We start from the raw sequence: 14325 nt of genomic DNA, 5'->3' as shown, positions 1-14325 counted from the left end.
GTGAGCACCTCCTCCGCCCCCACGCCCCCGACCGGCCCAGAGCAGCAGTTCTGGGCCTGGTTCGCCTCCAATGAGGACGATCTCTTCGCCTTCGAGGCCGACCCGGGGGCCAGGTCCGCCCAATTGGGCGCCGCGCTTCGGCAGGTCCACCCAGGGCTCACCTTCGAGTTCGGGCCGGTGGAGGAAGTTCCCGGGCATGGGCCGCGGCGCGACTTCGTGATCAGCGCCGACGGCATCCGCTCCGCGTTCCCCGCCGTCCAGGCCCTGCACGCCGCCGCCCCCGACCTGCCCCGGTGGCGGGTGCTGAAGTTCCGGCCGCGCCGCCGGACCATCATGACCGTCGTCTTCGGCGGGCACGCCATCGAGCCGGACGCCCTGCGCTTCGCCGTCTCCCCAGACCACGGCAAGGTAGGCATCACCGCCTACGTCCCCGGGCTGACCGACGCTACCCGGGACAGCATGGTCCCCGTGGTGTTCCTCATCCTCGACCAGGCCCTCGGGGAGTTCGACGTGGAGACCAAGGCCGGGTTCATCGACATCCTGCCGTCAGGGCAGGCGCCCGCGGACGCCGTCCCAGCCTCCGGGCTGGCTGACGCGTTCGACGCCCTGGTCGCCGCGCTGCGCCGCTGACAGGTGGACTCCCGCCCGGCTCTGCGGTGACGGCCGCGCCGGGTGCCGCACACATGGGAGCCAACGGGCCCCCTGCACCTTCCACCTCTGCACGGGGCCCGTACCAAATCTTCCGACAGAGAGGCTCCCCATGACCGAGACCGACTACGCCGTCGCGCCGGGGGAGTACCTGCAGGAGTGGATCGACGACCCGATCCCCGGGCTGGACTTCGTCGCGATCGACTTCGAGCTCGCCAACGCCAAGCACTCCTCGATCTGCCAGATCGGGCTCGTGAAGGTCCGCAACGGGATCCTGGGCCGCACCCACTGCCACTACGTGCTGCCCCCGGCCGGCTTCCAGAACTTCGGGGACCGGCAGATCTCCATCCACGGCATCACCCGCCGCATGGTCGACGGCGCCGACGGGTGGGAGAGCATCCTGCCCCGGCTCGTGGCGTTCACCGGCGACCTGCCGCTGGTGGCGCACAACGTCGTGGCCGAGCGGTCCATGATCCGCCAGACCACCGAGACGATCGGCGCCGAGCTGCCCGACTTCACCTACTACTGCACGCAGCGGTCCACCCAGCACCACTTCCCGGGCCTGGAGTCGTACCGGCTGAACATGCTCGTGGAGCACTTCAAGCTCCCGCCCCTGCAGCATCACGACGCCGGAGCGGACGCTGCCGCTGCCGCCCAGCTGGCCTTCCATGTGGCCCGGGCCAAGGGGATCACCGATGTCCGCGAGCTCTTCGTCCCCGAGCAGGTGCCCAAGCGCCACCGCAAGGCCAAGACTCCGGGGCGGGCAGCGTGAGCGCCGGCTCCGCACACATGCGGCCTATGACCGCCACCGAAGCTCCCTCGCCCGAGCAGCCTTCGACCATGTTCGACATCAAGGTCGAGACCCCGCTGCCGCAGAGCATCCTCATGACCCTCGGGAACCTGATCGACGCGGCCTGGCCGGAGTCCATGCTGGCCCTGAACGAGGACCCGTGGAAGAAGCAGGTGATCTTCCGGATCGACACCGCCCGGCGCACCGAGGTGGCGCCCCAGGACGCCGCCGCGCTCCGGCAGGACCCGGACGAGGACGACCTGCAGGTCACCGGCCTCGGCCCCGACGGCGCCACTGTCATCACGCCGCAGGAGATCGCCGCAGCGTTCGTCCCCGCCGTGAAGGCAGCCTTCGAGGAGTTCCCCGACGCGGAGAACTACCTCGAGATGCCCCTGCGGGACCCAGAGGACGGGCACCGGTACCTGCTCACGTTCTGCCGCTCCGCGGAGCAGACCCCGCACGAGCTGCGGATGGCCGCCGAACAGAACCTTGAACGCGCCCGCGAGGACGCCCACCGTGACGCCGTCCAGGCTGTCCAAGGACTCCTGCGCCGGCCCCGCGGTCCCCGCGCGGACACCTTCCAGGACGGGGTCCGGGCCGCGCTGGACGCTCTCCGCCAGGCGGGGTTCGGCGCCGGCGACCCGCACGGCGAAGACTGACCTATGGTCCGCTGGTCAGGCCGGAAGATTCAAAATACGCAATATGCCTTCCCGCGACGGCTGCCGCGTATATCCTGACCCCGGCAGACGCCAATATGCATCGACGTGGGGGAATGATGAGCAGATCCGGCGCTCTCAGCGCAGTCGCCTTTTCTTTGTTGACGGTTCTGGGTGCAGCCTCTTGCGCTGCTCCGGCGTCATCCGCCGTCCAGCCGAGCTCTCCAGCACCTCCCGCTCCAGCGCCGGCGTCACCGGCAGCTGCCGTGCCGTCGCCTAAGACGACGCCTTCTCCGACGGGGCCGTCCCTCCCGTCGGCCCTGACCGCCGGCGGTGTGCAGGTGACCACCGGCGGCGACTACGTCGACCGGGATGGCTACACGGCGCATGTGGAAGTCGTCCTCTACAAGCCGGTGGCGCTGACAGCGGCGGATACTCCATCCAAGCTGGACATCTGCCCGGGCGGACCGGGAGGCTCAGTGCCACAGGACTCGACAAATTCCTTCACCTCAAAGGTCTCCTCGCTTAAGGTGAAGACCGCCGGCGGTATAGCCCAGGCATTCGAGCTGAAGTTGACTTCGCCGGACGCCAAGTTCCCGTTCCCGCTGGGCAAGTATTTGGCTCAGGCCAGCGAGTCGGTCTTCGCCAGCTACCCGAGCATGTTGTTCACCGGGTACGGCCAAGGCAAGGCCAACATCGCCTGCACCGTGTCGTCTGGCCCGAATTCGGCGTCGTGGATCGGCTTCGCGACAATCCTCCCCAGCGCGCAGCTCACCCCGAAGAACCCGGACGGGAAGCTGACCAACCAGCCAAGCAAGCTCACGCTCACCCTGCACGAGCCCCTGTCCGACTTGGGCACCGGGTGGTCTTCGCCGTGGTCGAAGCAGCCCCACACTGACTACGGGCCCTCGCAGGGCGGCCCGGGGAATGCCGGGTGGATGTTCGAAGAGTCGGCCCAGCCGTTCAGCTCGCTCTTCGTTCAGAGCACGCAATAGCGCTCTGACGGTCGCTTGACGCCTTCCCTCATCGCCGGACTGTTCCGGATGGGAAAAGGGCGTGGATACCCTTGGCTCGGGGTCGCCTACCTGATCGCTGACTTCCTGGTCTGCACGGGGTGATACCTCATGCTGGACCAAGGCGGTGAAATCCAGGCAGGCCTCAGAGCGCAGATGCTCGTTGTGCGGATCGGGGGAGGCCTGCCCTCCTGGCCGGCCTGTGGGTGGCCTATTTCGCCGCAGGGCCGAGCTGGGCGCGGGCGCGCGGAACGCCGGCCCATCGGTTCACAGCTCCGACCGGACGCCCGTCCCCTTGTGAGGTCATGCCCACGGTCCGTAGCATGCTCCGTGGGGCTGCCACATGGCCGCCTACGGGATCGATGGGGTCATCATGCGCACCATTGGGCGTCGCCTTGCCACAATCGTCATCGCGGCAACCATGATCCTCCTCCTTGGTGTGGCCTCGCCAGCGACTGCACTCGATGACGGCGGTGCGATCGACGCCGCCTACCAGCGGCTCGGCGGAAGCGCAGGGCGGCTCGGCCAGCCGTTGGACGCTGGGTGGTGTGGGCTCAAGGACAACGGGTGCGTCCGGCACTACCAGGGCGGCAGCGTCCACTGGTCTTCGGCAAGCGGTGCACACGCGGCGTGGGGCGGCATCGAGACGAGGTGGGCGGGGCTCGGCCGGGAGGACGGGCGCTTGGGGTACCCGCTCGAGGAAGAGCAGTGCGGCCGTGCCGGTAGCGGATGCGTCCAGGAATTCCAGGGCGGATCGCTGTACTGGACTCCGTCCTACGGTGCGGTACCGGTGTGGGGAGCCATCCGCGCCACCTGGGGTTCCATGGGCTGGGAGACGGGCCGGCTCGGCTACCCGACCGAAGGGGAGCGGTGCGCCCGTGCCGGCAACGGGTGCGTGCAGGACTTCAGCAATGGGACGGTGTACTGGTCGCCGGACTACGGGGCACACCCGGTCTTCGCCGCGTTCCTGAGCCGGTGGGGAACGCTCGGCTGGGAATGGGGCAGCCTTGGCTACCCCACGTCCGACGAGCGGTGCGGTCTTCGTGGGTCAGGATGCCTCCAGGAATTCACGGGCGGCACCCTGTACTGGTCCCCGTCCACCGGCGCCCACCCTGTCGGGGGCGGCATTGGCTCCTACTGGTCCAGGTATGGGTGGGAGAACGGACCGTTCGGATACCCGACGTCCGGCGAATCCTGCTCGGGGCCTTGCACGCAGGACTTCTGGGGAGGCCGGATCACTTGGGATCCGAGCGCGCCGATGTCTTATACCCTGTGGGACTGGAACCCACTTGTGGCGGTCAGCAAGCGGCTGCCGCTGAGCCCGCAGTCGTACGTCCCTCCGTCCCTCGTGGGGATTGGCTCGCAGCAGATGCGCTCGGACGCCGCCAGCGCGCTCCAGCGCATGATCGACGACGCTGCGTCCGCAGGAATTTCCATCACCCTCGTGAGTGGATACCGTTCCTATGACGAGCAGGTCTCGCTCTACAGCTCATATGCCGCGCAATACGGGCAGGCATATGCGGACACGGTTTCTGCCAGACCCGGCTACAGCGAGCACCAGAGCGGGTTGGCCATGGACATCGGAAATCCTGACGCCGCGTGCGCGCTTCAGTCCTGCTTCGAGAGCACGCCTGCCGGGAGCTACGCGGCGGCCAACGCCTGGCGGTACGGGTTTATCATCCGCTACCCGGGCGGGTATCAGGACATCACGGGCTACTCGTACGAGCCTTGGCACCTCAGGTACATCGGGCCGGATGCTGCTGCCCAGATGCGCTCATGGGGCGCGCCCACCCTGGAGCAGTACTTCACCCTCGCCGCGGCGCCGGGCTACTGACGCCAGCCGAGGCGGCTGGCGCGGCGACCATGGCGTAACCTTGGATGGTTATGGCTGACATCGATTTTCCCGCAGAGATCCGCGCCCTCCGTGCCACGCACGCCTCGATCGAGCAGGTGACCGACGTCGAATCGCTGCGTGGGGAAATCGCCCAGCTGAGCGAGGCAGCCGGCGTCCCCGACCTGTGGGATGACCCGGCCAAGGCCCAAGTGGTGACCTCGAGGCTGTCGCACCGGCAGTCGGAGCTTGAGCGGGTGGAGAGCCTGCGGTCCCGCATCGATGACCTCGAGGTGCTCGTCGAGCTGAGCCAGGACGAGGACGACGCCGACACCCTCGCCGAGGCGACCAGGGAACTCGCCTCGATCCGGAAGGCCCTCGAAGAGCTCGAGGTCGTCACGCTGCTGAGCGGCGAATACGACTCCCGCGAGGCTGTGGTGACGATCCGCTCGGGGGCGGGCGGCGTCGATGCGGCCGACTTTGCCGAGATGCTCATGCGCATGTACCTGCGCTGGGCAGAGCGCCACGGCTACCCGACCAAGGTGATGGACACCTCCTATGCCGAAGAGGCCGGGCTGAAGTCGGCGACATTCGAGGTGAACGCCCCGTATGCGTTCGGAACCCTGTCGGTGGAGGCGGGAACCCACCGCCTAGTGCGCATCAGCCCCTTCGACAATCAGGGCCGCCGCCAGACGTCCTTCGCGGCCGTCGAGGTCATTCCGCTTATCGAGCAGACTGACCACATCGACATCCCCGACAATGAGATTCGTGTCGACGTCTTCCGCTCTTCGGGACCGGGAGGCCAGTCCGTCAACACCACCGACTCCGCGGTCCGCCTCACCCACCTGCCCACGGGCATCGTCGTGTCCATGCAGAACGAGAAGTCCCAGATCCAGAACCGGGCCGCAGCGATGCGTGTCCTCCAGTCGCGTCTCCTCCTGCTCAAGAAGGAGCAGGAGGACGCGGAGAAGAAGGCCCTCGCTGGAGACGTGAAGGCTTCCTGGGGCGACCAGATGCGCTCCTACGTCCTGAACCCCTACCAGATGGTCAAGGACCTCCGCACCGATTACGAGGTCGGCAACACCTCCGCCGTGCTCGACGGCGACATCGACGACTTCATCGATGCAGGCATCCGCTGGCGCGCCTCTCAGCGCCAGGAAGCGGCGAACTAGCGGTATACCACTCAGGCCCGGCCACCCATCAGGGTGCCGGGCCTTTTCTCTGTGCGTTCGCGGGTGGGCGGTGGGCACCCTTGACGCCGAGCGCTCTCAGTCGTAGGTTCTCTGTAACCTGAATCACCTTTCATGTTGGCTGTACCCCACAAGTTCCCGCAACCCGCGAGAAAGGCATTCGCGTGAAGGCAACAACGAAGTTCCTCATCACGGCAGCACTGGCCACAGGCCTCGCTGCGACCGGCTGTGCGCCGAGCACCTCGAGCGCCGGCGGGGGCACCGGCGCATCGGAAGCCGCGCGTACGGTCAACGTTGGCATCGTCTACTCGAAGACCGGCTCGCTCGCCTCGTACGGCGAGGCCTACTATGAGGGCCTCCAGGCAGGCATCAAGTACGCGACGGGCGGCACGGGCAAGGTCGGGAACGCCACCCTCAACCTCACGTACCACGACGATGCCGGCGACGCCGACAAGGCTGTCTCGATTGCCAAGGACCTCATCGGCAAGGACTACAAGATCCTCGCCGGCACCGTGGTCTCGGGGGTGGCGCTCAAGGTCGCCGAGCAGGCGGCGCAGAACAAGGTGCTGTACATCTCCGGTCCCGCCGCGACTGACGCCCTCCAGGGCATCAACAAGTACACGTTCCGCTCGGGCCGCCAGTCCCTCCAGGATGTCGCGACGGCGGGCACGTTCGTGGAAAGCCTGCAGGGCAAGAAGGTCGTGGTCTTCGCGCAGAACAATACCTTCGGGCAGGGCAACGTCGCCGCTGTCAAGGCTGTCCTCGGGGCCAAGGGCGCCACGGTCGAGCAGGTCCTCGTCCCTGAGGACGCCACGGAGTTCACCCCGTTCGCCCGCCAGATCATCGACGCCAAGCCCGCGCTGACGTTCGTGGCCTGGGCTGGCGCGACGAGCGGCGCGATGTGGCAGTCGCTCACGCAGCAGGGGGTGTTCGACGCCGCGCCGGTGGTGACGGGCCTCGGCGATGCGTCGACCTTCTCGGCCTACGGTGCCGCGAGCGGAAAGATCAGCTTCCTCAGCCACTACTTCCCCGGCGCGGGCGGCAATAACCCCGTCGAGCAGGAGATGATCAAGGGCGTCCAGGCGGCCGGCAAGAAGCCCGACCTCTTCACTCCGGACGGCTTCGTGGCTGGCCAGATGATCGTCCAGGCCGTCAAGTCCGGCACCAGCGTCGAGGACATGGTCAAGGGCCTCGAGGGCTACTCGTTCGACGGCCCGAAGGGCAAGGAGACGGTCCGCGCCTCCGACCATGTGCTCCTGCAGCCGATGTACCAGGCCAAGCTCGTCCAGAAGGACGGTGCGTGGGCCCCAGAGCTGGTCAAGGCCGTCCCGGCGGACCAGGTCGCGCCGGCCGAGAAGAAGAGCTGAACCGATGTCTGCAGGCCCGGGGCTCCCCGCCCTCGCGGTCGAGGGCCTCGGGCTCGCGATCGGTGGCGCGAGCATCCTCGCCGAGGTCGGCTTCGAGGTAGCCAGGGGAGAGATGCTCGGCGTCATCGGCCCCAACGGCGCGGGCAAGACGACCTTGTTCAACGTTCTCTCCGGCCTCGCACGGCCCACGGCCGGCCGCGTGTTTCTGGACGGGAAGGACGTCACCCACCTCGCGGTGCACCGGCGGGCGCGTGCGGGACTCGGCCGCACCTTCCAGACCTCAAGCCTGTTTGCCGGGCTCACGGTCCTCGAGAACGTTCGGCTGGCAGCCCAGGCCCGTCTAGGCGGCAGTCTCTCAGTCCTTGCGTTCCCCCGGGCACGCGACGCCGCGACTCGGCACGCGCGCGAGAGGCTCGCCGAGGTGGGGCTCGCCGGCAAGGAAGGCCACCGCGCTGGCGACCTGTCCCACGGAGACAAAAGGAAGGTGGAGATCGCCATGATGCTCGCCACGGATCCGAGCGTTGTGCTGCTCGACGAGCCGATGGCCGGGGTCGGCTCAGGTGACGTCGGTGCCCTCAGCGACGTGATCCGCGGGTTGCATCGGGACCGGGGCACTACCGTGCTCATGGTCGAGCACCACATGGACGTGGTCCTGGGGCTCGTGGACCGCGTGGCCGTGATGCACCACGGCCGGCTCCTGGCGATCGGCACGCCGGCCGAGGTCATGGCGGATTCGACGGTTCAGGCCGCCTACCTGGGGGAGCCCGTGTGAGTGAGATCCTGCAGATCGAGGGGCTCCGCGCCCATATCGGCGGCCAGCAGGTCGTCGAGGACATCGCCTTTGCCGTGCCCGCGACCGGGGTCACGGCACTCCTGGGCCGCAATGGCGTGGGCAAGACGAGCACGCTCAAGGCGGTGCTCGGCCTCATCAGCCGCACGGGGCACGTCACGCTCGCGGGGGAGAGGATCGACGGCGAGCCCACGCATCGGATCGTCCAGCGGGGCGTCGGCTACGTCCCCGAAGACCGGGACGTCTTCTCCAAGCTCACCGTGGCGGAGAACCTTCAGCTCGCGTCGCGCGGCAGGCCGTCGAGCGAGCGGCGGGACCTTGTCGAGTCACTGTTCCCGGACCTCGTGCGGCGCGCGCAGCAAACCGCAGGGACCCTCTCGGGCGGCCAGCAGCAGATGGTCGCGCTCGCACGTGCCCTCCTGAACGAGAACAGAGTGCTCCTCGTCGACGAACCGACCAAGGGACTTGCCCCGAAGGTCGTCCAGGAGGTCAGCGTCGCTCTCGAGACCGCCGCGCAGACCGTGCCGATCCTGCTGGTCGAGCAGAATCTCACCGTCGTGCGCCGCCTCGCCGCGGGGGCCATTGTGCTCTCGGGTGGCCGCGTCTCGTACCGCACAGAGAGCGCGCGGGCCCTCCTCGACGATGACCACCTCACGCGCAGCCTCCTCGGCGTCGGGGGAGAGGCGCACGACGCCGGCCCTGCGCCGTCGCGTGCCAAGGGCACCGGCGGCGCACACCGCGCAGGCGGCAACGCGCCGTCGTCCGCTTCCGCCGCGGACCAGGAGGCCGCCCGGTGAGCACCGTCATCCTTCTGATCGTCACGGGACTCGGCCTCGGGGCGCTGTACTTCCTGGTCGCCTCGGGTCTTTCGCTCATCTACGGGCTCATGGGAGTGCTGAACTTCGCCCACGGATCCTTCCTCACCCTCGGCGCGTTCCTCGGCTGGGAGGCCGCGCGGCGGCTCGGCGCCGATTCGTGGGGTACGTTCGCGCTGTCCCTGGTGGTGGGGGCCGCCGTGGGTGCCGCAGTGGCTGCCGTGACCGAGCTCGTGCTGATCCGCCCCCTGTACCTCCGGCACATCGAGCAGGTCCTCGTCACAGTCGGCCTGGCCTTGGCCACAGTTGCCCTCTTCGACGGGATCTGGGGCACGGACGCCGTCTACATCGGCGGTCCACCCTGGTTCAAGGACACGACCGACATTATGGGCGCCAAGGTGCCGAACGACCGCTTCATCACGATCCTGTGCGCTGCCCTCGTGCTCGCGGGCCTCGTGCTGTTCCTCAAGCGAACCCGCTACGGGCTCATCATCCGCGCGGGCGTGGAGAACCGGGCCATGGTCACGGCCCTCGGTATCGACGTCCGGCGCGCGTTCACCCTCGTCTTTGCGATCGGTGGCGCGGCAGCAGGCCTCGGCGGTGTGCTCGCGAGCCACTACTTCGGATACGTCTCTCCGCAGCTCGGTGGGTCGCTGCTCATCTTCGCCTTCATCGTCACCGTCATCGGCGGCCTCGGCTCCCTCACCGGCGCCGCGATCGCGTCGGTCGGCGTGGCCGTCCTCCAGCAGTTCGCCAACTTCTACTTCGGGATCGGTGATTTCGTGGTCGTCCTCGCGCTCGCCGTCGTGCTTCTCGTGCGGCCCCGCGGCCTGATGGGAGGGGCGTCATGAGCCGGCGCACGGCGTCGAAGGCGCCCTCCCCGGCAGACCGCATGCCATGGGCGCGCATGGCGGGCGGCGCCGCAGTCGTGGCTGCGCTCGCTGTCCTGCCCCTGTTCGCCATCGAGGTCCCCGGGATCCTCCCGGGCCCCACCTACACGCCCGGTTCCCTCCAATTGCTCGCGCTGTGCTTCGCGATGGCGGCGGCGGCGCTGAGCTACCACTTGCTGCTGGGCGCGGCGGGCCTCCTCTCCTTCGGACACGCGCTCTCATTCGGCGCGGGCGTCTACGGGCTCGCGGTGATCCTCGGGCACCTCGGACTGCCGCTCGTACCGGCCGCCCTGCTCGCCCTCGCCCTGGCGTGCATGCTCGCTTTGGCCGTGGGCAGCATCAGCCTGCGAGTAGGCGGGATCCCCTTCGCGATGGTCACGTTGGCGTTCGCGCAGGCGGGCTCCGTGCTCGTGCGGCGCAACCCGGGTGGGGCCACCGGCGGCGACGAGGGCCTGAGCCTGGCCACCGGCAACCTCCCCGATGCCCTAGTCGGGGTCGTGAACACCCGCAACCTGTATTGGCTCGCGCTCGTGGTGCTCGTGCTCGTCTACGCCGTGGTGCTGTGGATCCAGTCCAGCCGGGCAGGCCACGTCGCCGAAGCCGTACGGGAGAACGAACTGCGCGTGCGGGTTCTCGGGCTGGCACCGTTCGCCCCGAAGCTGCTCGCCTTCACCGTGGGCGGCGCCCTCGCATCGGTTGCCGGAATGGTGTACCTGCTCCTGCAGTCCGGCGCGGTGCCCCGGTCAGTGTCAACGGACCTGACCATCACCCTGCTGGTGATGGTCGTCCTCGGGGGAGTGGGCTCGCGGTGGGGCGCGATAGTGGGCGGAATGGTGTACACCCTGCTCGACCAGCGGTTGGCAGCGCTCGCGGCATCGCCGGCCGTGAAGGAACTGCCACCGGTGCTGCGAATCCCGCTCTCGGAACCCCTGTTCATCCTCGGTACGCTGTTCATCCTCGTAGTGATGTTCATGCCGGGCGGCCTGGCCGGCGCCGCCGCGAGGGTGCGGGCACGACGCCGCGGGGGCGCCCCCGCCCTTGAGCCCGCCGAACGGCTCGAGAAGGTCTTGGAGGACGCATGAACATCCCGGCCCCCGACGGCCTCCACACACTCGGCCGCTGGACCACGGACCGCGCGCGCAGCGCGCCGGAACGCACGGCGATCGACGACCGCGGCGTGGCCCTGACGTACCGCGAGCTTGAGGCGCGGGCGGCTGCGCTCACCGATGCCTTCAAAGATGCGGGTTACGGGCCGGGGCAGCGGATTGCGACTTTGACGGGGAACAGCTCGGACCACGTGGTCCTGTTCTTCGCCTGTGCGAAGGCAGGCCTCACCCTCGTGCCCCTCTCCTGGCGGCTCGCCCCTGCCGAACTAGCAGAGCAGCTGCGCATCGCGGCGCCGGCGCTCTTCGTCGTCGAGCCCGAGCACGGGGCCCTCGGAGCGGCAGCGATGGCCCTCCTTCCCCTGCCGCCCGCCTCGGCCGAGCCGGGCCGCGACGGGATCGAGCGCGGGCTCCCTCGCCTCGGCGAGGCGGCGGCGCGCCGGACAGTGGCCGACGATGACCCGCTGCTGGCGGTGTTCACGTCCGGGACCTCGGGCCGCCCGAAGGCCGCGGTCCTGACTCACGCCAACTGCTTCTGGACCAATCTCTCGTTCTCCCGCACGGTGGAGGTAGGCCGGGACGATGTGGTGCTGTGCGTCATGCCGCAGTTCCATGTGGGTGGGTGGAACATCCAGGCCCTCCTTGCGTGGTGGACGGGCGCCACTGTGGTCCTCGAGCGCGGGTTCGACGCCGGCCGTGTGCTCAAGCTCATCGCCCAGCGCCGGGTTACCACCATGATGGGTGTCCCTGCGCACTACCTCCTGCTGTCCCAGCACCCCGGATTCGGCGACGCCGATCTGAGCAGCCTCCGGCGCGCCGTCGTGGGCGGGGCGCCGATGGCCGCGCCGCTCCTGCGCACCTGGCATGCTCGTGGCGTCGCGCTTACGCAGGGCTACGGCCTGACTGAGGCCGGACCGAACGTCCTGTGCCTCGCGCCGGAGGAGGCGCTGCGGCGTGTCGGGTCTGCGGGGACGCCGTACCCGCACGTCGACGTGGCGGTTGCGGATCCGGCGATGGGCCAAGAGGTCCACGGGGCCGGGCGCGGCGAGCTGTGGGTCCGCGGGCCCGGCGTGTTCGCCGGCTACCTCGATGACCCCGCGGCGACGGCCCAGGTGCTCGTCGACGGCTGGCTGCACACCGGCGATGTCGTGGAACGCGACGCGGACGGGTTCCTGGGCGTGGTGGACCGGCTGAAGGACATCTACATCTCGGGTGGGGAGAACGTCTCCCCGTCCGAGGTCGAGCAGGCGCTGCTCTCGCATCCCGCGGTGGCAGATGCTGCGGTTGTGGGTGTTCCGGATCCGCGCTGGGGAGAGGCGGGGGCGGCATTCGTCGTCATGCGCCACGGCGCGGCCACGGATGAGGAGGAGCTCACCGAGCACCTCCGGAGCGTGCTCGCCCACTTCAAGGTCCCCCGCAGTATCGAATTCGTGGAGGACATCCCACGCACGGGGCTCCACAAGATCGCCAGATCGCGGCTCCGGCCCGGGCCAGAAGCAGGTGCATGCACCGCGCTGCCGGGGGAGGGGCGATGAGCGCCCAGCCGCGGACTGCACGCGGCACGCGCACCCGTGCGAAGCTCGTTGCGGCCGCCGAGGAGGTCTTCGCCTCGGTCGGATACCACGATGCATCGATCGTGAAGATCACGGAGCAGGCCGGGATCGGGCTCGGTACGTTCTACCTCTACTTCGCGGGCAAGCAGGAGATCTTCGATGAGGTCGTCGACGACCTCAACTCGCGGGTTCGCCAGGCAATGACGGGTGCGGCGCGCGCGTCCGGGTCCCGGCTCGAGGCCGAGCGGGCGGGCTTCCGCGCGTTCTTCCGATTCACCGCGGAGCATCCTGCGCTCTACCGGATCATCCGCCAGGCCGAGTTCGTCTCCCCGGCCGCGCAGCGGCGCCACTACGAGAACATCGTCCGCAGCTATGCGCAGGGGCTGGCCAGTGCACAGGCGGTGGGCGAGGTCCGTCCCATGGATCCGGAGGTCGGCGCGTGGGCGCTCATGGGCATGGGGGAGCTCTTCGGCATGCGCTACATCCTGTGGGAGGCGGACGACCGCGGTCCCGGGTCAGCGCCCAACGACATCCCCGACCACGTGCTCGATGAGCTCATGGCGTTCGTCCGCCGGGGCCTCGCGCCCGCTGTGACAGAAGCAGACCCACCGAGAGAGGACGGGCCGCATGACTGACATCTCCTATCGCACCTTCGACGTGGAGGTGCGCGGAGGCCTGCTGCGGGTTGGCGAATGGGCCCGCACTGACGCGGCCGGCGCAGATGATGGCCCGGTGGTGCTCGCCGTGCATGGTGTGACGTCCTCGCACCTCGCCTGGCCCTTCGTTGCCCGTGGGCTTCTCGGCTCCCGCGGGGAGGAGCTGGTGCGGGCGGACGACGGCGCGCCGCCAGGGGCGACCGGTCGGCCCACCCGAGTCGTCGCTCCGGACCTTAGGGGCCGCGCGCGCAGCAACGGGCTCCCCGGCCCTTACGGCATGGCTCAGCATGCGGAGGACCTAGCCGCAGTGCTCGCGGCCGCCGGGGTCGACGAGCGGCGGCCCGCCGTTGTCGTGGGCCACTCGATGGGTGCCTTCGCCGCGCTCGTCCTGGCGGACCGGTACCCCCACCTCCTGGACAGGCTCGTGCTTGTGGACGGCGGCTTTCCCCTTGCCACGCCCGCCGGGCTGAGCCGGGACGAGGCGCTCGAGGCGCTGCTTGGGCCTACGCTCGAGCGGTTGGGCATGGAGTTCGCCAGCCCAGCGGCCTACATCGACTACTGGCGCCCACACCCGGCGTTCGCGCACGCCTGGGCCCCGGAGATCGAAGACTACGTCCGGTATGACCTCGACGGCGAAGCCCCCCATCTGCACCCGGCCACTGCCCCCGCTGCGATCCCCGATGGCAACGTTGACCTCTACGGGGGCGAGGTCCTTCTGGGCGCACTCGAGAGGCTGCAGGTCCCGGCTGTGTTCCTGCGCGCCGAGCGCGGGCTCTTCGACGAACCAGCACCCCTCTACCCCGCCGAGGCCTTCGCGAGGTGGCAGCGCGCGTACCCGGCCATACGCGTGCGGGATGTGCGGGGCACGAATCACTACACCATCGTCATGACCCCCGACGGCGCCGCGGAAGTGGTGCGCGAGGTGCTCGCCGCGCCTGCTCCGCGGGCACTGGGGCCTGCCGCCACAGCTGTGCGGGAAACCGACACGCCGTGATGATGCTGCGTGCCTCGGGGCGGGTGTGG

14 protein-coding genes are annotated in these 14325 nt (G+C 69.2%); all 14 read left to right on the top strand.

Annotation, left to right across the window (positions count from 1 at the left end; all coding sequences use genetic code 11):
- The 14 genes from LF262_RS03465 (at position 1) to LF262_RS03400 (ending at position 14296) form a co-directional block, all read left to right on the top strand.
- Positions 1–630, top strand: coding sequence for a hypothetical protein (locus LF262_RS03465; RefSeq protein WP_235778851.1), 630 nt, complete (start codon positions 1–3; stop codon positions 628–630).
- A 130-nt stretch (positions 631–760) separates the two neighbouring features.
- The gene (locus LF262_RS03460; protein WP_235778850.1) at positions 761–1420 is read left to right on the top strand and encodes an exonuclease domain-containing protein; all 660 of its coding nucleotides are present in this window, start codon (positions 761–763) and stop codon (positions 1418–1420) included.
- A gap of 26 nt (positions 1421–1446) precedes the next feature.
- Complete coding sequence (locus LF262_RS03455; RefSeq protein WP_235778849.1) at positions 1447–2097, top strand: hypothetical protein; 651 nt, start codon at positions 1447–1449, stop codon at positions 2095–2097.
- Between the two features lie 332 nt (positions 2098–2429).
- The gene (locus LF262_RS03450; protein WP_235778848.1) at positions 2430–3089 is read left to right on the top strand and encodes a hypothetical protein; all 660 of its coding nucleotides are present in this window, start codon (positions 2430–2432) and stop codon (positions 3087–3089) included.
- Between the two features lie 361 nt (positions 3090–3450).
- Positions 3451–4941, top strand: a complete 1491-nt coding sequence (locus tag LF262_RS03445; RefSeq protein WP_235778847.1) for a D-alanyl-D-alanine carboxypeptidase family protein — start codon at positions 3451–3453, stop codon at positions 4939–4941.
- A gap of 50 nt (positions 4942–4991) precedes the next feature.
- Positions 4992–6110: a peptide chain release factor 2 gene (gene prfB, locus LF262_RS03440; RefSeq protein WP_235778846.1), complete on the top strand. Its 1119-nt coding sequence runs from the start codon at positions 4992–4994 to the stop codon at positions 6108–6110.
- Positions 6111–6292: 182 nt separating this feature from the next.
- Entirely contained in the window at positions 6293–7495 is a 1203-nt protein-coding gene (locus tag LF262_RS03435; RefSeq protein ID WP_235778845.1) for a substrate-binding domain-containing protein, read from the top strand.
- A 4-nt stretch (positions 7496–7499) separates the two neighbouring features.
- Positions 7500–8267 (top strand): ABC transporter ATP-binding protein, encoded by a 768-nt coding sequence (locus tag LF262_RS03430; protein ID WP_235778844.1) that lies wholly within the window; start codon positions 7500–7502, stop codon positions 8265–8267.
- Complete coding sequence (locus tag LF262_RS03425; RefSeq protein ID WP_235778843.1) at positions 8264–9082, top strand: ABC transporter ATP-binding protein; 819 nt, start codon at positions 8264–8266, stop codon at positions 9080–9082. The genes LF262_RS03430 and LF262_RS03425 overlap by 4 nt, the downstream gene beginning before the upstream one ends.
- Positions 9079–9951 (top strand): branched-chain amino acid ABC transporter permease, encoded by an 873-nt coding sequence (locus tag LF262_RS03420; protein ID WP_235778842.1) that lies wholly within the window; start codon positions 9079–9081, stop codon positions 9949–9951. The genes LF262_RS03425 and LF262_RS03420 overlap by 4 nt, the downstream gene beginning before the upstream one ends.
- Before the next feature lie 56 nt (positions 9952–10007).
- Entirely contained in the window at positions 10008–11072 is a 1065-nt protein-coding gene (locus LF262_RS03415; RefSeq protein WP_235779292.1) for a branched-chain amino acid ABC transporter permease, read from the top strand.
- Positions 11069–12628, top strand: a complete 1560-nt coding sequence (locus LF262_RS03410; RefSeq protein ID WP_235778841.1) for an AMP-binding protein — start codon at positions 11069–11071, stop codon at positions 12626–12628. Before LF262_RS03415 ends, LF262_RS03410 begins: the two co-directional genes overlap by 4 nt.
- On the top strand, positions 12625–13281 hold the full coding sequence (locus LF262_RS03405) for a TetR/AcrR family transcriptional regulator (protein ID WP_235778840.1): 657 nt from the start codon (positions 12625–12627) through the stop codon (positions 13279–13281). The genes LF262_RS03410 and LF262_RS03405 overlap by 4 nt, the downstream gene beginning before the upstream one ends.
- Positions 13274–14296 (top strand): alpha/beta fold hydrolase, encoded by a 1023-nt coding sequence (locus LF262_RS03400; protein WP_235778839.1) that lies wholly within the window; start codon positions 13274–13276, stop codon positions 14294–14296. Before LF262_RS03405 ends, LF262_RS03400 begins: the two co-directional genes overlap by 8 nt.
- Positions 14297–14325: the final 29 nt, after the last annotated feature.

It is taken from the genome of Sinomonas notoginsengisoli (genome assembly GCF_021554725.1).
GTDB classification, from domain to species: Bacteria; Actinomycetota; Actinomycetes; order Actinomycetales; family Micrococcaceae; genus Sinomonas; species Sinomonas notoginsengisoli.
Note: the sequence above shows the minus strand (reverse complement) of the source record. Positions and strands in the feature narration are given on the sequence as shown.